Here is a 17,345-nt window from a genome sequence, read left to right on the forward strand (position 1 = left end):
CCCTTAACCGCGTGGAGCCGCAACGGCTGCGAGCTTGGGCGCGGTTTTTTCCGGCGCCACTTGCTCCAGGTTGCTGGCTTCAAGCGCTTGTCGTTGTTGGGCCAAGGCGGCGAGGGTTTCCTTGCTGGCCATCGGGATGGTTTCCGGTGCGACCGGCGAGCCGGGGCGCGCGCGTTGCAGGCCCTTGACGATAATGGTGTCGTCCTTGTTCAGGCCGCTGCGCACGATGCGCAAGCCTTCGATCTTCGGCCCCAGTTCCACCGCGCGATACGCCGGCTTGTCGCCTTCCATGACCAGCACGAACTTCTTGCCCAGGTCGGTGCCGACGGCCTCGTCGTTGATCAGCACGGCGGAGTAGGTGCCGCTGCCGACCAGCTTCAGGCGCGCATACAGGCCAGGGGTGTATTCGCCCTTGCTGTTATCGAACACGGCGCGACCACGGATGGTGCCGGTGGCCGGGTTGACCTGGTTGTCGATGAAGTTCATCTGGCCCAGGTGCGGGTTGCCGGTTTCGTTGGACAGCCCCAGGTACACCGGGGTGGTGGCGCCACGGCGGCCTTGGCGAGCCAGTTCGGTGTACTTGAGGTACACACGTTCATCGGCGTCGAAGTAGGCGTAGACCTTGTCGGTGGAGACCACGCTGGTCAGCGCGGTGACGTCGGCGGTCACCAGGTTGCCGGCGGTGATTTCGGCACGGCTGACGCGGCCGCTGATCGGCGAGGTCACACGGGTAAAACTCAGGTTCAGCTTGGCCAGGTCCAACTGCGCCTGGATCCCGGCGACGGCGGCGCGGGCCTCCTGGGCGGCGGTGGTGCGCGAGTCGGCCAGTTCGGCGGAGATCGCATTGCTCTGGCGCAGGCGTTCGCCGCGCTGGGCTTCGTTATCGCTGCGGGTGGCGGCGGCTTTGGTTTGAGCCAGTTGGGCTTCAAGGCGGCGCACTTCGGCCTGGAATGGACGCGGGTCGATCTGGAACAGCAGGTCGCCTTTCTTGACCAAAGCGCCTTCGGTGAAAGCGACTTGGTCAATCTGGCCAGAGACCCGTGGACGAATCTGTACGGTTTCGGGCGCTTCCAGGCGACCGGTGAACTCATCCCACTCGTTGACCGGCTGCTCAAGCACCTTGGCTACGCTGACTTTTGCCGCGGGCATGGCGGCCGCTTGTTCCGGGGTCTTGCCGCACGCGCTCATCACCACCACGGCCAAGATCGCCAGGGGGAAGCGCAAATGTTTGAGTGACTGTTCCATGAGGTGCATCCGCCAATGTATTTGAGATGGGCGGATCATGCGCGGCGAGGCGGTATGTCACGAATCGAATGAAGCAAAGGTAACTATCATTCGGAATGATATAAGCGCGGGATCAGCCCTCTAGCATGGGGGGTTCGTTAGGGGGCTATCAATGGGCGTGATGACAAAGGACTGTTGTTGCGTGTGTAACGAACCTCTCAGGTCGGTTGTGTTGAGCCTACCTATCCAGATGGCGGCGTAGCTTGAAGTCTGTGCGATCAGTCGAACGCAAGCTGTTCCTGGATAGCGCGAGGGGGATCATGAGCGAGTTGCTGTTTGCGTGACCGAGTGTGTTTGCGGCCCGATGTTTTCGGTGCCGCATCTTTGGCGGTGTCATCTGGAACCACCCACAGTGCGCTGGCCTTGCCGCCGTCGTTCAGCCGTTCGGCAATCGTTATTTCCATGGCATGGCGAAAGGCTTGCAGTTCTGGGCGGTCTGTTGAATCGCCCTGGGCATCCAAGTCATCGATGGTGCGTTGCCAGCCCGCCAGTGCGGGGTAGCTGCGCTTAAGGCTGCGTTTACCGACCACAGCGCTGAGTAATTGGGTGCACAGGTGTTGTCCTTGGGGCGTGAGGCCGTGATAGCTGACGAACTCCTGGCGATTGGTTTCCATACGGATGAAGCGGATATGTTCATCGTAGCGATGGTGACGGGGATGAAAGAAGGTCATGACGTCTGCCGTGGGGTAAAGCGCCGGGGTCCCAGGGAACTTGCCCCAGTCGGCCTTGCCCTTGACCGAGTTGCAATCGACACACGCAATTGCCAGGTTGCGCGGATGCAAGGCGAATTGAGGATAGGTGTCGCGTGACAGCACGTGTTCGATGGGTGCTGCACTCGCATGGTTAAGCAACCAGCGCTTGCAGTAACAACACCTGGGCTCCTGGCGGCTTTTCAGCGCTAAGCGCAAGCGTTTTTTGAGCGCCGCACAGTCGGCTTTGGCAGGGTCGCCCAGCTTGCCCCAGATACTTTTATCAAAAGCCTTTGCCCCCTTGCGCAATGCGTGCAGAAACTTGCGCTGTTCGCTGTAGAGGAGCGCTGCCTTCGGCTCGCCGGTGGGGCGGGTCATGCTGGCAACGCCTGTTGCGCAAGGGCAAAGGTTTCGGTGATGGCAAGACTCGCGTGTTCGATGAGTTGCAGGTCCTGTTGGTAGCGCTTGTCTTCGGCGTCGCCGGAGGTCTTCATGATGGTTGTCATGTATTCCAGTGCTTTCCTGAGGTCTTCATGTTGTTGGGCATACTTACCCGCCTGGCCCCTGTTGGTTGCTCGAATAGCCTCGGTCACAAGCGCCGCGCAGCGCTCGGCGACTTCCCGGTTGTGTGGGGTGTAGGTCTCGAAGCCCTTGAGCAGGATGGTCTCTACTGAGTGGCGCTGTTCAGGCGCAATTTCTGTCAGTTGATTGTCCTTGGCCATAAAACAATGGCTCAGGTTGTCCTTGGCATTGGCAACCAGGGTCGGTGAATGGGTGGCAATCACGAACCGGGTTTGCAGACGTTCTGCCATCAGGCTGAACAGGCTCGGCAGCAACTGCTGCCAACCGACATGCAGGCTCACTTCTGGCTCATCGATCAGCAGCACTTTGCCGGGGCCGGCGCTTGCCATGATTTTGGCGAACAGGAGCAGCACCTGTTGTTCGCCGGAGCTGAGGTCGGTGAATTTCAGCAGGTTGGAATGGCCTTGGCGACTCAATGCGAGACTCAGTCCCTTGAGGGAAACATGTTCACTGACCGCGAGTGCAAGGGGAATGACTTGGGCGGCCAGGTCGAGTGGTCGCAGCAGTTCGTTGAATGCACCACTGGGCGCAAGGTACAGGCGCTGTTTGAGGCCCAGGCGCTCAAGCAGGTTTTCCAGCAACGCCAGGCGCTCAGGTAGCTCGACCGTTTCGACCAACAGGTCGATCAACTTGCGCTCGATGGTTTGCGATGAATACCCGGTACTCGTCCGGTCGCCCAGGTAGCGATAATGAGGATACTTCTCGCGATTGCCCAAGGGAAAACGGTCAATCGGCCCAACCACAATGGCCACACTGGCGGTGGACTGTTGCTGCAGGTGGTCAACCAGAGAAGCCAACAACAGGCTTTTGCCGGCACCATTGTTACCGATGACGTAGGTGCAGGAAGATACGCTGCCTGGTTGCGCGAGCAAGTGCTCCAGCGGGCGCCGGTCGAGCAGTGAAATTTCCCGTACTCGATCAACGGGCGGAACCCGAGTCCCGCCGATGCGGGTCCTGAGCACATCCTTGGTGTCCAGTTCTACGCAAACGCCGTCGACATCCTCATACCCAGTGTCAAACCATTGGGCAAACAGCCCTTTGAGTGAACCCAGCAGCTTCGACTCAGGGTATTGGCTGAAGCGCAACGCTCCATCTGACCGCCATATCTGGTAAATCGCTGCTGAGAAGTAGGCGAGCTCTTCTGCGCTGACCCCCCGAATGCCAGACAGCAATTTGCGTGTGTCGATGCACAACGTTCTGTCTGCCTGGGATTTTTGGCTATTCAACAACCAGGCGTAGTAGCGGGTGGCGTTGCCAGCGTCGTTATAACTCGTGAAATCGAACACGGCTTCAAGCAGGTCATTGCTGGACAGGTGTTGCTTGAGTTTATCCAGGGCGGCGGGGGTTGGGGTCCGGCCAGGCGTGAACACCATCAGTGTTCGCCCCGTTAACGTGCCTTCTTCGGTCCGTCGTAACAGTGAGACGAAGGGCTGTTTCAAATAGACCGGATTATCCAGCAGTGAGAGGCTCTCACATTTGAAGTCATTCGGCAGACCTTGGATCAGTTCGGCATTGACGCCTTGCACGATCAGTCTGAGTCGGGTCAAGTGGTGCAGGGCCGCGCTACCTTCAACAAGCAAGTATGCAAACCGGCCCTGATGGAGGTCGAAATGCTTGACGAAGGCTTCGCCACTGTAGGGCTCCAGGTCGATCAGCCCTTCATCGCGCGCCAAGCCGGTGGCGAGTGCTCCGCTGATCTGGGCATGGCGGCGGTCGAAACGGGCTTGGGTGGCAAGAAAATAAAAAAGTGCGTCGAACAGGTGGAGGCACTCTTCTCCGTCCAGTTGCTCCGTGACCTCATCCAGCAGCACTGAAAGCTGTTCGTAGGTCTGTTCGTCGCATGCAGTGATTTTTTCGGCGATGCCACAGTGCTCCATCAGCATGTGCACGCTGGCCTGAATGGTGTCGTGGTAGACCCAGTACTTAGTCTCCCGCTCCTTGACCCATTTAGGGCTGTCCCAGTCCACGATTTGCACGGCGAGGACATAGAGCAAAACCTGCTGGAATTGAGCGTCTGTCATCTCGCCCTGAAGCTGACTGGCCTGTGCGCGTGCTAATAGCTCGCCGAGCCAGATATGACTTTCTTCCATGAATGTCCACCTGTTTCCTATGACATTAAAGACCGGGGACCGCTCCCGAGGTGCATGGGTTTGAAGTTTACCTATCGATTCGAGTAGTGGCGAGTAGCCATTTTCGACTGTCTGCCAGCCACCATTCAAAAAATGGGCTGCGGGTTTTCCCCGCAGCCAAGGACCCTACGTGGTACCGAACCCCACCAACACTGTCAGCGCCCCCTGGTTATCCCCCAACCCAACGCCATAACGCCCCTCCAGATCATCGTTGATACACAGCTGCAATTCCCCGGTCTGCCCCGTTGGAATTTCCGCCAGGTCACCCACCAGAAACGGTGTCCCGCTGCTGCTCACACGGCCAATCAGCGCCCCCTCATTAGCCCCCGCCAAGGTGTAGCCCGCCTTGGCGATCAACCCCGGGCTGCCGTTGCCATCGACCATGCCGCCCACCGGGCTGGCCAGCCACTTGCCGCTGACATAACGCACCAGGCGCGGGCTCGGGCCGCTGATCTGCACGCCGGTACCTTGCCACGGCTGGTTGGCCTGCACCTGTACCGTCGCGGCTTTAAGCTCGTTGCACAGGGTGTCGCCGGCCTGGATCGACAGCGCGGCGATGGTCAGGCTTGGGTTGGAGGTGCCGGTGGTGGGGAACACGCCATCGCCCACCAGGAACAGGTTGTTGTGGTCCCAACTGCGTTGGGTCTTGTCCACCACCGAGGTCTTGGGGTCATCACCCATGCGGTAGGTGCCCATCAAGTGCCCTGCACCCTGGAACGAATAGGATTGCCCTTGGTAGGTGAACACCCCAGGCGGGATGTCGGCAGTCAGTTCGGTAGCCCCGAGCAGTTCGGTGATGACATGACTGGCCAGAATACGCGCCTGTTTGAAGCCCTCCTTGGTGTAGTCGGACAGGTCGTAGTGGATTTCCGGGCGCGGGATACCCAGGCGGTCCTTGTATTGGCCGGAAGGCACGATGTAGCAGTTGGCGTTATTGGGATCCTCCTCCACTTGCTCCACCAGGAAACCCACCCGAAATTGCCGCGTAAGCAGGTTGTTCAACTGTTGCACCAGCGCCGTGCCGAACAGCACCTGGGGCGCGCCCGGGTTGTTTGGCAGCGGGTTGGTGTGGCTGACGTTGGTGCCATCAATCAGGTCGGCGACGGTGGTGTACGGGTCGCCGATCGGCCAGTTGAATCCCTCGTTGCCGATCTCGATCCGCCAGGCCGCGCGCTGGCTGCGGAACGCGCCGTCGCGCAGGCTTTCGATGCCGGAGGTGGACACCGGGCCGCGATACGGGAAGACCGTCTTGCCCTCGGGCATCAGGCCCCAGGCCAGGTAGATCGGGTGGTCTGCCAGGCTGCGCCCGACCTGGCCGCTGCTGTTGGCCACGCCCTTGGGCCAGGCGCTGCTGGTGGAGTTGAGCAGCAACTTGGGCGTCTCGATGGCATGGGCGGCGATCACATAACGTTGCCCGACGGCAACGCCCGTGCCGGTCGGTGGTCCATCACCGAGCTGGTACTGGATGAACTCGATACCGCTGATGCTGTTGTCCGCCGCGACGGTGACCTTGCTCGCCACGGTCTTGTACAGCACCCGCACATTGCCGGTGTTGAGCGCGTTGTTCATGGTCACCGTGGCATCGTACTTGGCCTGGATCGGGCAGATCGGCGTGCAGTTGGTGTTGCCTGCGCATACCCGTCGCCCGGCATACGGCTGCGAGTTGCGTCCGGCCGGCGTCGGGCTGACCACCAGGGGCAGGCCCTGAAACGCCTGGCCCTGCACCGCGTTGACGAAGCTGCCATCGACCAGCGACAGCGGGATGCTGGTCATCGGGTATTCATAGTTGGCCGGGAAGGTAATGCCCAGGTACGCCTGGTCGGCCACATTCGCCGCCACACCGATTTCCGCCTCGGCACGGCAATACGCGCTTTGCAGGTCGTTGTAGCTGATCGGCCAGTCCACCCCCACGCCGTACAGCGATTTCATTCGAAAATCATTCGGCAGCATGCGCAGGCAAGTGGCGACCCAATGCCAAGTGGTGCCGCCGCCCACGCGCTCATAAGTACTGGTGAACGGCAACGGGCCTTTTTGCACCAGGTAGCTGATGGCGGGGTTGTTCCAGCCATTGATCAGGTCGGCGATGGTCGCGCGCGGTGCGTTCTGTTCAGCCGGGTTGCGCGCCGGGCTCAGGGTGCTCACCGGTGGGTAGGGTGATTCGGGCGTCTTCAGTGTGGCGGTGTAAAAACGCTCCAGGTACTGGTTGCGATTGGGCGGGATCTCCGGCCCCGATTCCAACACCAGCACTTGCACCCCGGCCAGCCCCAATTGATAGGCAATGAGGCTGCCTGCAAGGCCCGCACCGACAATCACCACATCTGCTTGTTCGCTACTCATGACGATGCTCCTGGCTGCGTGCTGGCGGTGACCCCGGTGAAGTCTTCCAGGTTGGGCGGCGGACTGTTCCAGTAGCCGAAGAAGAACTCGCTGTAGCCCATGGGGTGGGCCTGGGCAATACTCCACGCCCAGCTCTGGGTGTAGGCCTCGTCACTCACCACGGTTTGCTCGCCGAGCGGGAACGCACCCTGGGTATACGGCTGGTACCACACGCCCAGCAGCCAGAGCTTCATGATCGCGCGTGCCACCTGGGCGGTTTGCGTCGGTGCCGGTTGGCCGTTCTGCATCAGGATTGCTGTGCCGATTTGCTGTGGTGTTGCCTGCTCGGCCGCCAGCGTGGCGTATTGCGCGAGCAGGGCGCTGAGCACGCTTTGGCCGACACGCGGACCGATGAAATCGAGAAAGGTCGTGGGCAGGCCGATGGGGTCTACCGACGGCGCCAGCAGTTCCTGATTGATGCCGGTGAGCACCACGCTCAGGCCGGTGAAATTGTCCAGGTCGGTACTCATGGCTGACTCCTTGTCACACCGGTGGATTGGGCGCGCTCGAGCAGGTAGGTGAAGTCCGCGAAGCTGGTGCGCGGCGACTGGGTAACGTGGGTGGCGGCATTGCCGTGGCAGGCGATGCAGCTCGATGACGCTTGGGGCACGGTGCCCTGGATATAGGTCTCCAACGTGGCATTGGCGAGGAACGATGGTGCCGGGTTGCCCAGCGGCTTGGTGGCAGAGATCTGGCACGGCGGCTGGCCGCTGAGCGTCGGCCACTGGGTGCTGATCAACTGGTAGTTGGCCCATACGCTGTTGGGGTTAACCGTTCGCAGCAGGGTCTGGTAGGTGGTGTTGAGGGCCTTGGTTTCATCCGTCAGCGGTATCTCGCGCACGATCTGCGAGGGCGTGGCCTTCACCGCCGGGTTCCACGGCCTGGGCGGCGGCTGGTTGACCTCGGCCTGGCTGCTGGCGTTGTAGAACAGGTACGGGCCTTTGCGCTCGGCGGGCGGCGTGGTTTTTTCCGGCACATTGTCGACGTGCTCAAAAGTCGACCACACCCACTGCGGCGCGCTGGTGGTCTTGTGCACGATATGCAGGCCCACCAGCCCGACCGGCTCGGCCACGCAGGACTCGGCCACCACCGGCCCTTTGCTCGGGTCGCTGTTGCCCGGCGTATACACCAGGGCGTCGACGCTATGGAAGCTGGCGGGATTGTCGTTGCCGTCCAGCACCTTCCACGAGGCCTTGACCATCAGCGAACCCACCTCACTGGTGTGCGGGTTACCGCAACTGAACGCCACGGCATTGGTCGGGCTGGCGGCAAAAAACGCTTGTTGGCCTTGAATGCTGTAGAGGCCGTTGTTGACGATACCGTCGAACATCGGTTGGTTGACCACGATTTCATTGCGCGTGTACACGCCGCTCTGGTCCACCAGAGGGCCGCTCTCAAACGGCTGGATAAACTCGTCGAGCACATCCGGGACCTTGCCCATCTGTTGCAGCAAGCGCCCGGAACCCTTGCCTTCACAGGCTTTCGGTACGCTGGCGGGCGCGTGAAAAGGCAGCGGCTTCTGCCCTTGGGCCAGGAATATCTGATAGCTCTCCTTATAGCTTTCCCACACGGTGGCCGCGTCCTGCTGGCCGATCTGCACACCGCTATTGGGTTGACCCGTGTCCAGGGCCGGCCAGTTCAGCGCAATGAACGTCTGCCACGACATTTCATCGAAGTTGGCTTGCAGGCTGTCGAGAGAGAAGGGCGGGGTCGCCGTGACATCGAAGGGTATTTGCGTAGACAACGTGGGGGCCGCGACGACCAGGGGGCTCAGCAACGCGCCAAACAGCGCACAGCCGAACCCGGGCCGGGGGCGATGGGTTTCCATTCTCATCGGTATCTCCTAGGCATCAGGTGCCGGGAGACAGTGGGTCCGTCATGGACTCTTCAATGCGCCTCCTGGCACGGGCTAGAGCGTAGATAAGGTTGGCGGCGCAGGAGTGTGGGCGGCTAGATTTGTTCGTAATATAAACAATCGCCAAGCAGAGGTTCAGGCGTGCTCTGTTCGAATATAAGTGCGAAACACATGGTCCCACAGCGGTGAAGAAACCCCGAAATTCTTCTCGATGCCTTTGCGGTGATGCAGGTCGTGATTGGCCACCAATCCCGGAATAAAGGCATAGGCCCAATGCCGCGGGCGGTGCATCACGTAGTGCAGCGAGATGTAGACGAAATAGCCGGCTACGGCACCGATAAAGGCCGAGGTGAGGCCGGTGAACCAGGCGAGCAGCAACAGCACTGGCAGCAAAATGAGGGGTGTGTCACATCGTCGTAATACTGCGAACGGCGGGCGTGTGTTGTGGGCCCGACCCAATGCGTTGGGCCGGCAGTCGTCGACCATTGTTTCTCGTTACTTCAACGCCGATATCGCCAGCGCACCGCGCTTGCTTGCGCCGCCGTTCATTCTTGAGGACTGTCACTTGGATGAGATAACCGACCAACTCCTGAGTGCGGTGAACAGTACCGTGGTCGAGCTGGTCGGGGTTTTCGGCTATTACGCCCTGGTGGCGATGACCCTGAATGTGTTTGCCGTTCGCCGTGATACCGACACACCGCTTCCATTTGCCGAACCTTGAAAACCGAGCCCGCGGGCACTAGCAGCGTCGTGTCGCCGCTGACCCCGGTTGGGCCTCGACGTTGCCGGGCGTGGAGGTAGCACCGCGCCGCTGCAACAACTCAATCTGGTCCGCCGGCACCAGCGTACGCAGCGTCTTGTACAGCACCCGGGTTTCCAGCAGGTTCCACACCCGCAGCATGGTTTCCAGCGCGTCCAGGGGTTTGCTGATGAAGTCCCGGGCGCCTAGGGCCAGGGCGCGCAGGCGCGTGTCACGGGTCGCGTCGGCAGTGAGCACCAGGATCGGCAGGTATTCACCCTGGGGGATGCGCCGGTTGAGTTGTTCCAGCACCGCAAAGCCGTCGAACTCCGGCATGTGCAGGTCGAGGATCACCAGGTCCGGTTCGAAGCTGTTGAACAACTCCAGGGTGCGCAGCGGCTGGGTGCTGCTCAGCACGTTGGTCAGTCCTTCGCGCGCCAGCAATTGCTCCACCAGGTCGAGGTTCGGGCGTTGGTCGTCGATGATCAGGATACGCAGGTCGAGGTTCACGCGGGCTCCGGAAAAGCTTGGTCGAGGTGGGCGAGAAATGCCGGCACGTTGATCGGTTTGTTCAATACCGCGGTGGCGCCGGCCTCCTGCAACGCCTGGCGGGTAAGGTCGCTGGCGTCGGCGGTGATCATCAGCACCGGTGTGTCGCGGGTGATCAGTGACTGACGCAAGCGTTGCAGCACCTTCAAGCCATTGATGTCCGGCAGGGACACATCCAGCAGAATCAACTGTGGCGCATGCTGCGCGGCGAGGTCCAGGCCCAGTTGGCCTTGCATGCTCGACAGCAGTCGTATGCCGGGCCGGCGCTGCAGCAGGGTTTCGATCAGCGCCAGGCTGGAGAGGTTGTCCTCGATGCACAACACCTTGCCCTCGAAGGTGCTGACGACGGGGGCAGGGCGCTTCAATTCGATGTCGATGCCGGGCGTGGCGATGCTCGGGGCGTGCGCCACGCGCACGGAGGGCAGTTCCAGAGTGAAGCGCGAGCCGATGCCGGGTTGGCTCCGCACCGTGAGTTGGCCGTCCATGTTTTCCAGCAGGCTTTTACTCAGGGCCAGGCCCAGGCCGCTGCCTTCCACATTCGGGTCGGCCCCCAGGCGCTCGAAAGGCTTGAACAGTTGGCCGATATGATCGGCGGCGATGCCGTTGCCGGTATCGCATACCGACACGCGGATACGCTGCCCATGGATGCCGACCTCAATGCTCACCTGACCATCGCGCCGGTTATATTTGATCGCATTGGACAGCAGGTTCAGCAGCACCTGGGTCAGGCGCTGGCGGTCGGCAACGATGCCCGTATCCGCCGCCAGCGCCGGCAGCGGCTGCAACTGCACGCCCGCGTCGGCGGCCATGGGCGACACCAGCGTCAGCGCTTCTTGCAAGGTGCCCGCCAGCGGGATCGGCACGATATTCAACGCCAGGCTTCCGGCCTCGATCTTGGCGATGTCCAACACTTCGTTGATCAGCGTGAGCAGGTGCTGGCCGGCGCGCAGAATGTGACCGACATCGGCCTTTTGCGCCTTGGGCGCGTCCATGTCCAACAACTGCGCAAAGCCCAGGATCGAGTTGAGCGGGGTGCGCAGTTCATGGCTCATGCGTGACAGGAACTCGCTTTTAGCGCGGCTGGCGCGTTCGGCCTCCTCGCGGGCGGTGCGCAGGGCGATCTCCGCCGCACGGCGGTCGGTGATGTCGCGGGTGATCTTCGAAAATCCGCGCAGGGCGCCGGTGCCGTCGTACTGCGCGGTGATGACCACGCTGGCCCAGAACCGCGTGCCGTCCTTGCGGCAGCGCCAGCCTTCTTCGGTGTAATCGCCGTTGCGGGTGGCCTCGCGTAAGGCCATGTCCGGGTGCTGCGGGCATTCCTGGGGCAGGTAGAACACCGAGAAATGCTGGCCGATGATCTCCTGTTCGGTATAGCCCTTGATCCGCTCGGCGCCGTTGTTCCAACTGGTGACATGGCCCGCCGTGTCGAGGGCGAAGATCCCGTAGTCCTTGACCCCATCGATGATCAGCCGCAAGCGTTCTTCGTTGTCGCGCAACGCGCGTTCGCGTTCGGCCAGTAACAGTCCGGCTTCCACCAGGCTGGTGCCCAACTGGCCGATTTCGTCTTGTTCCGGCGGCTGTGGCAGCAGCGGCGAGCCCAGGGCCAGGCGCTGGGCATTGCGCTGCACATTCTGGACCCGGGCGACAATGCCCTTGGACAGAAACAGCACCGCGACAATCGCCCCGAACAGTCCGCAGATCGCCGCCAGCCAGGTGGAGAGCAACAAGCGTTGGCGGGTCTCGGACGCGGCGGCGCTGCGCTCGGCCAGCAACGACTCCTCGAGGGTGAGCATGCTGCTGATGTGTTGGCGCAGGGCATCGAGGATGTGCTTGTTACTGATCAGGATGGCACTGATGGACTCCGGTGTGGCGTCGCTGTCCTTGAGCATTTCCTCCAGCCCGTCGACCTTGCCGTCGATCAGCGGCTTGATCGCGCTGAGCTGCTCGCGCACCCGTTGATCGCGTACGTTGCGGTCCAGTCGGCGCAGGGCTGACTCGATCTGGGGCTTGGCGTTCAGGTAGCTGGGCAGGAAGTCTTCGCGGCGGGTGAGCAGGTAACCGCGCACACTGGCTGCGGCTTCCGCGAGCAGGGTATGCACGGCCTGAATATCGCTTTGCACGCGTAAAACACGGCGCACATCCTCTTCAGCGCGGGCGGTCTGGCGTTCCGTGGTGTAGATCAGCACCAGGGACAGCAACAGCACCACCAGTGGCAGTGAAATCACGACCAGCGCCTTGCCGCGCAGCGGCAGGTCGGCCCAGCGCCGCTTCATGTTGGTGTCACCAGGCCCAAGGCGATGCCCCGCACGGCGGCCTGGGTGCGGTCGGCCGCACCGAGCTTGCCGATCACCCGCTCGACATGGGCCTTGGCCGTGCCGGTGGTAATGCCCAGGTGTTCGCCGATGGCCCGGTTGCTCATGCCGTTGGCGACCAAACCGAGGACCTGGCGTTCCCGTGGGGTGAGCGGTTCGCTGGGGGCGGCACCGCTGGCCTGGCGTTCGGTCATGCGCCGCAACAGCCGGGCGCTGACCGCCGTGTTGAGCGCTTCGCCGCCAGCGGCCACGTGTTGCAGTGCCTGGATCACCTCGGCACGGCTGGCGTCTTTGAGCAAGTAGCCCACCGCACCGGCATTCATGGCTGCCTCCAGGTACTCGGGGCTGTCGTCCATGGTGAACATCACCACCTTCACCGCCGGCAGGCGTTGTTGCAGCAAGCGTGCGGCGCCCAAGCCGTTGAGCCCGGGCATGCGGATGTCGAGGATGACAATATCGGGCAGCAGTTGCTCGCACAGCTCTACCGCTTGCAGGCCATCGCTGGCTTGACCGACCACCTCGAACTGCGGATGGCCGGCCAGCAGGGACACGAAACCGGTGCGCGTGACTTCATGATCATCCGCCAGCACCAGGCGCAAGACGTGGGTCATTGAGGTACTCCAATCAAGGGGGCTGGCACGCGGGCGTGCAGTTGGGTACCGCCGTCGACTGTGCTGACGCAGGTGAAGCTGCCGCCCAGCAGGCTGGCGCGCTCCTGCATGGTGGCGAGGCCCAGATGCTGGGCGTCATCGAGGGATGGCGCTGACGTGAAGCCTTTGCCGTTGTCGTCCAGCCGCAGGGATGCCTGGCCGTCGTGCAGCGCCAGGGTCAGTTGCACTCGACTGGCTCGCGCATGCTTGAGCACATTGTTGATGGCTTCCTGGCCGATCCGGAACAAGGCGATTTCCACCTGGCTGGGCAAGCGCGTCTCACAGTGCGCCTGCCACACCACGCTGATTCCGGCGTCACGCAGGCGGTCGGCTTCTTTATCGAGGGCTTTGAACAAACCGAAATCATCCAGCACCGTGGGACGCAGGCCCGCGATCAGTTGCCGGCCCTCGCCGACAGAGTGTTGGGCCAGGGTAAGAATCGCCTGCAGGTCGGCGGCCAACGCGTCTGGCAGCGGCGGGCAGCGCCCGGCAAAGCCCTGCAGCCGTTGGTGCAGACCCGCCAGGGTTTGCGCCAGGCCATCGTGCAGGTCGTAGGCCACACGCTTGCGTTCGTCCTCCTGGGCGCGAAGCAAGCGGTTGACCAGGTCGGACAGGGTTTTGTCACGGAGCTTGAGGGTGGTCAGCAGCCGATCGTTTTCCAGGTGGGCCGCCAGCAGGGTGGCGAGCAGCTGCAGGGATTCGCTGTCTTCGTGCTCCGGCGCCCGCAGGCTGACGCTATTGCCCAGCACCAGTACGCCAAAGGCATGGCCATCACCGGCGCGCAACGGCACTTGCAAGACGCTGGGCAAGTCCTCTGCTGGTCGTTCCTGCCAGCACGGCGTGCGCAGGCTGCGGTCGGCGAGGGCGGCCAGGCTGCCCAATCGCGCCGGGTTGCCATGGCGGGCGCTGGTGTAGGCGACGCCCTCGGCGTCCCACTCCTGCAGCAGCCCGTGGTCCATCGCCAGAAACGCGCAGGCCCGCGCGAGCACGTGTTCGCGCATGGCGTCGGGGGCCAGCTGGCGCAGTTGCTGGCCGGTATCCACCAGCAGGCGCAGGCGCGCCGTACGGCTTTGCGATTGGCGAAAATGCGCGCGCATGGCCAAGGCGCTGCCGGGATCATGGGGCGTGTCATGCATGGGTGATGCTCCATTGCTGCGGGCGCGAGGGTTAGCTATTAAACAGGGTCGGGCACCTTGGGCGCTATCTGCCAAATGGCATAGGTAAATACCTCCGGTTGGCCGATGGCGGGCAGCGGGCAGGTTGGCAAAGTGGCCTCAACGACGACCACTGGAGTAACGCCATGAAATTCAAGATCGCCCCAATCGCCCCAATCGCCCTGATGTTTGCCCTGAGCGTACCGTTTGTTCACGCCGCCGAGACGGCCCCGTATGTCTACCGTGAGGTGGCCCAGGCGCCAGCCAATGTGAAAGACCGCGAGATTGCCAGTTTATTCGACCGCTGGAACAGCGCCTTGCAGACCGGCAACGTGAAATCGGTGGTCGACCTCTATGCGCCGGGCGCTGTGTTGCAGCCGACCGTGTCCAACCAGGTGCGCACGACGCCGGATCAGATCAAGGACTACTTTGACCACTTCGTGGCGCTCAAGCCGGTGGGCCAGATCAACTACCGCGAGATTCGCCAGCTGGGCAGCAACGTGGCCATGGACAGTGGCGTCTACACCTTCACCCTGACCGAGTCGGACGGCAAGGTGCGCCATGTGCAGGCACGCTACACCTTCGTCTATGAGCAGGTGGGTGGCCAGTGGAAAATTCTGAATCATCACTCTTCGGCGATGCCTGAAGTGCAGGCCAAGCACGCCAAGCAGTAATGATTGGAGGAAAAATGCCCATCCCTTGCCGGGGGTGGGCATTTTTTTGTTATGGCTGGGAGATTGGTCCTGTGACGGATCCATAGCCTGGCGACATTTGACTGATTGTCTCCTATCCAAATGTGGGAGGGAGGCACTACCTCTTCGATGCAGCGCTGTCGCCCAGTAAACTGGAACCTCTGTGGCGAGCGGTACAAGCCCGCTCGCCACAACAGCGCTGTCTGCCGGACGTTCAGCGTTGAGCCCATTCAGAAGTCCAGCGTCACCCCGCTATACAACGCACGCCCGTCACCCGGTGAGTGCAGCGAGGCTTTGGCACCGTCCGGGTCATACCAGGCGTACTCGTAGTAGCGGTTGGTGAGGTTTTTCAGTTGCAGGTCGACGCTGAGCGACTCGGTTACCCGGTACGTCGCCCCCAGGTTCATCAGGACATAGCCGCCGTAAGTGCCCTGGGTGTTCTCGCGTTCCAGGTAGTAGTGGGTCTGGCCGTTCATCCACGCGGTCAGTTGCAGGGCCGGCGTGGCCTTGAAGCTGACGCCGGCGTTGTACAGGTGATGGGGGATGTGGTCGATTTCCTGGCCCTTGCTGTTGGGCAGCGTCGCGCTGGGCTGGAGGATTTTCGAGTACTGCCAGGCATAGGCCAGCCAGATCTCGGTGCGTTCATTCGGGTGCAGGTTCAGCTGCGCGTCGTAACCCCAGCGGCGGGTTTCGCCGACGTTGTCCGACTCGCCGCTGGGGTCATTGAGCCTGCGGCTGACTTCGCCACTGGCTTCCTGTTGCCAATACGCCACGCGGCCGTCGACCCAGTCGGCAGGGGTGAATTTGATCCCGGTTTCCCAGCCTTCATTGATGGACGGCGCCAGGTCGGTGTCCCTGGGCGGAATCTTGTAGGCCGCCGCGCCGCTGCCGACCTGGAACGTGCGCCCCCAGTTGGCGTACACGCTGGCCACGTCCCAAGGTGAGTACACCACGCTGAGCTTGGGTTGCCTGATCAGCCCGTAGTCGTTGATGTCGTAGTCCAGGCCGGTCATTTCATTGGTGAAGTTGCCCTGGATCTTGTCGACGCGATACGCCGGGATGATCTTCAACGACTCGAACGGCTTGATCTCGGCCTGCATGTAGGCGCCGTAGGTGTCGAAGTCGAACTGCTGGTCGCGGGTTTGCGCCAGGCGCGCGCGGTCCAGGGTGCGGTAGCGCTCGCTCCGGTTCTGTTGCTGTTGGGTATCGGCGCCGCCTTCCAGGGCGAAGTCATACAACCAACTGACTTGCGGGCGCCAGGTCAGCGAGGTGAGGGCACCGTACTGGGTTTCGTAGGCGTCGCGCTCCTGCTGGGCACTGGTGCGCCAGTACTGGGTCCAGCGTCGGTCATCGAACGTGTTGACGTAGGTTTTCGCCGACCAGGCAAGGGTGTCGGCCAGTTCGGTGTCGAAATGCACACTGACCTGATTCATGCGCCGTGTGCCTTTATCGCTGGCGTTGTAGCGGTTGGTCATGGTCGGGTGTCGGCGCGCATCGTCCTCGCTCAAGTAACCGGGCTCCTGTGCCTCGGTTTCGTAGTGACGGGCGATCAGGCCGATGCGGTAGCTGTTGTCGTCAGGGGTGTAGAACCATTTGCCGGACATCGAGAATTTGTCCGCCTCGGCATGGTCGCGGTAACCGGCGGATTTCTGGTAGGCGAAGAAGTAGTTCTGCGTCCAATTGCTGCCCTGGATGCCTTTGGCGAACTGCGTTTCCTGGGTGTTGAAGCTGCCATAACGCAGGCGCGCCTTGGTGTAGTCTCCGCCCGTGCGGGTGAGCATATTGACGTTGCCGGCGATGTTGTTCAGGCCGTAGCGCGCATCGCTGGTGCCACGCACCACTTCGATACTGTCCAGCTCCATCGGGAAAATCATGTCCATGAAGGGCATGTTGCCGTCGTTGCTGTTGCTCGGAATACCATCGATCAGCAGCTTCACCGCATTCACTTCACCTTCGCCGTTGAAGCCGCGAAAGGAAATCTTGCCGGAGGTGGTGCCCTGGTTGAATTCGGTGAGCATCACCCCCGGCGCGCGGCTGAACAGCTCCCAGCTGTAGTTGACCGGCATTTTTTCGAGGATGTCGGCGCCGAGGATATCCACCGAGCTGAGCACGCTGGCGGTACTCAACGGGCCGCTGGCGCCGCTTGCACCCTGGACCGTGACGGTGCCGAGGGTCAGGGCCGAGTCTTCGCTTTTGCCGGCTTGGGCAAGGGCTGAACATAACGGGTTGAGGGCGAACAGGCCGGCTGAAATCAGCGGCCACAGGCAACGGGACACGGCGTGACGCTGCGCACGCGGCGCAGTCAAGAGAACAGGCATGGACATACTTCCTGAT

The 17,345-nt window shown here is 62.0% G+C and carries 13 protein-coding genes and 1 pseudogene; 2 read left to right on the top strand and 12 right to left on the bottom strand.

Annotated elements, in window-relative coordinates; translation table 11 throughout:
- Positions 1–3: 3 nt before the first annotated feature.
- From mexE to HCF10_RS08625, 7 genes are all read right to left on the bottom strand, one after another.
- Positions 4–1,245: a multidrug efflux RND transporter periplasmic adaptor subunit MexE gene (gene mexE, locus HCF10_RS08595; protein ID WP_145338648.1), complete on the bottom strand. Its 1,242-nt coding sequence runs from the start codon at positions 1,243–1,245 to the stop codon at positions 4–6.
- A gap of 257 nt (positions 1,246–1,502) precedes the next feature.
- Positions 1,503–2,351: an HNH endonuclease gene (locus HCF10_RS08600; protein ID WP_167655289.1), complete on the bottom strand. Its 849-nt coding sequence runs from the start codon at positions 2,349–2,351 to the stop codon at positions 1,503–1,505.
- The gene (locus tag HCF10_RS08605) at positions 2,348–4,645 is read right to left on the bottom strand and encodes an AAA family ATPase (RefSeq protein WP_167655290.1); all 2,298 of its coding nucleotides are present in this window, start codon (positions 4,643–4,645) and stop codon (positions 2,348–2,350) included. The genes HCF10_RS08600 and HCF10_RS08605 overlap by 4 nt, the downstream gene beginning before the upstream one ends.
- Before the next feature lie 165 nt (positions 4,646–4,810).
- Complete coding sequence (locus HCF10_RS08610; protein ID WP_131696456.1) at positions 4,811–7,021, bottom strand: GMC family oxidoreductase; 2,211 nt, start codon at positions 7,019–7,021, stop codon at positions 4,811–4,813.
- A complete protein-coding gene (locus HCF10_RS08615; RefSeq protein WP_167655291.1) occupies positions 7,018–7,530 on the bottom strand; it encodes a sorbitol dehydrogenase in 513 nt (170 codons plus the stop codon). Before HCF10_RS08615 ends, HCF10_RS08610 begins: the two co-directional genes overlap by 4 nt.
- A complete protein-coding gene (locus tag HCF10_RS08620) occupies positions 7,527–8,894 on the bottom strand; it encodes a cytochrome C (RefSeq protein WP_167655292.1) in 1,368 nt (455 codons plus the stop codon). The genes HCF10_RS08615 and HCF10_RS08620 overlap by 4 nt, the downstream gene beginning before the upstream one ends.
- Positions 8,895–9,050: 156 nt before the next feature.
- Positions 9,051–9,308: a sterol desaturase family protein gene (locus HCF10_RS08625; protein ID WP_237683079.1), complete on the bottom strand. Its 258-nt coding sequence runs from the start codon at positions 9,306–9,308 to the stop codon at positions 9,051–9,053.
- 217 nt (positions 9,309–9,525) lie between these two features.
- Between HCF10_RS08625 and HCF10_RS08630 the strand changes: the two are divergent.
- Positions 9,526–9,636, top strand: a pseudogene (locus tag HCF10_RS08630) (carboxymuconolactone decarboxylase family protein); the annotation flags it as partial.
- An 18-nt stretch (positions 9,637–9,654) separates the two neighbouring features.
- On the opposite strand, the gene HCF10_RS08635 reads toward HCF10_RS08630, so the two are convergent.
- The 4 genes from HCF10_RS08635 to HCF10_RS08650 are packed head-to-tail and all read right to left on the bottom strand — an operon-like array spanning position 9,655 to position 14,301.
- Entirely contained in the window at positions 9,655–10,164 is a 510-nt protein-coding gene (locus HCF10_RS08635; protein ID WP_131696453.1) for a response regulator, read from the bottom strand.
- On the bottom strand, positions 10,161–12,476 hold the full coding sequence (locus HCF10_RS08640; protein WP_167655293.1) for an ATP-binding protein: 2,316 nt from the start codon (positions 12,474–12,476) through the stop codon (positions 10,161–10,163). The genes HCF10_RS08635 and HCF10_RS08640 overlap by 4 nt, the downstream gene beginning before the upstream one ends.
- A complete protein-coding gene (locus tag HCF10_RS08645; RefSeq protein ID WP_167655294.1) occupies positions 12,473–13,126 on the bottom strand; it encodes a response regulator in 654 nt (217 codons plus the stop codon). The genes HCF10_RS08640 and HCF10_RS08645 overlap by 4 nt, the downstream gene beginning before the upstream one ends.
- Positions 13,123–14,301: a sensor histidine kinase gene (locus tag HCF10_RS08650; protein ID WP_131696450.1), complete on the bottom strand. Its 1,179-nt coding sequence runs from the start codon at positions 14,299–14,301 to the stop codon at positions 13,123–13,125. Before HCF10_RS08650 ends, HCF10_RS08645 begins: the two co-directional genes overlap by 4 nt.
- Positions 14,302–14,465: 164 nt before the next feature.
- On the opposite strand from HCF10_RS08650, the gene HCF10_RS08655 reads away from it, so the two are divergent.
- Positions 14,466–14,993: an SgcJ/EcaC family oxidoreductase gene (locus tag HCF10_RS08655; RefSeq protein WP_167655295.1), complete on the top strand. Its 528-nt coding sequence runs from the start codon at positions 14,466–14,468 to the stop codon at positions 14,991–14,993.
- A 248-nt stretch (positions 14,994–15,241) separates the two neighbouring features.
- On the opposite strand, the gene HCF10_RS08660 is transcribed toward HCF10_RS08655, so the two are convergent.
- Positions 15,242–17,329 carry a TonB-dependent receptor gene (locus HCF10_RS08660; RefSeq protein WP_145338656.1) on the bottom strand — a complete coding sequence of 696 codons (2,088 nt, stop codon included), beginning with the start codon at positions 17,327–17,329 and terminating at the stop codon, positions 15,242–15,244.
- Positions 17,330–17,345: the final 16 nt, after the last annotated feature.

This window comes from Pseudomonas sp. B14(2022) (assembly GCF_012030485.1).
GTDB lineage: Bacteria > Pseudomonadota > Gammaproteobacteria > Pseudomonadales > Pseudomonadaceae > Aquipseudomonas.

Bases quoted from the DNA above. Each gene is read 5' to 3' on its own strand.
- mexE (WP_145338648.1), bottom strand. From the start codon at position 1,245: ATGGAACAGTCACTCAAACATTTGCGCTTCCCCCTGGCGATCTTGGCC.
- HCF10_RS08600 (WP_167655289.1), bottom strand. From the start codon at position 2,351: ATGACCCGCCCCACCGGCGAGCCGAAGGCAGCGCTCCTCTACAGCGAA.
- HCF10_RS08605 (WP_167655290.1), bottom strand. From the start codon at position 4,645: ATGGAAGAAAGTCATATCTGGCTCGGCGAGCTATTAGCACGCGCACAG.
- HCF10_RS08610 (WP_131696456.1), bottom strand. From the start codon at position 7,021: ATGAGTAGCGAACAAGCAGATGTGGTGATTGTCGGTGCGGGCCTTGCA.
- HCF10_RS08615 (WP_167655291.1), bottom strand. From the start codon at position 7,530: ATGAGTACCGACCTGGACAATTTCACCGGCCTGAGCGTGGTGCTCACC.
- HCF10_RS08620 (WP_167655292.1), bottom strand. From the start codon at position 8,894: ATGAGAATGGAAACCCATCGCCCCCGGCCCGGGTTCGGCTGTGCGCTG.
- HCF10_RS08640 (WP_167655293.1), bottom strand. From the start codon at position 12,476: ATGAAGCGGCGCTGGGCCGACCTGCCGCTGCGCGGCAAGGCGCTGGTC.
- HCF10_RS08645 (WP_167655294.1), bottom strand. From the start codon at position 13,126: ATGACCCACGTCTTGCGCCTGGTGCTGGCGGATGATCATGAAGTCACG.
- HCF10_RS08650 (WP_131696450.1), bottom strand. From the start codon at position 14,301: ATGCATGACACGCCCCATGATCCCGGCAGCGCCTTGGCCATGCGCGCG.
- HCF10_RS08655 (WP_167655295.1), top strand. From the start codon at position 14,466: ATGAAATTCAAGATCGCCCCAATCGCCCCAATCGCCCTGATGTTTGCC.
- HCF10_RS08660 (WP_145338656.1), bottom strand. From the start codon at position 17,329: ATGCCTGTTCTCTTGACTGCGCCGCGTGCGCAGCGTCACGCCGTGTCC.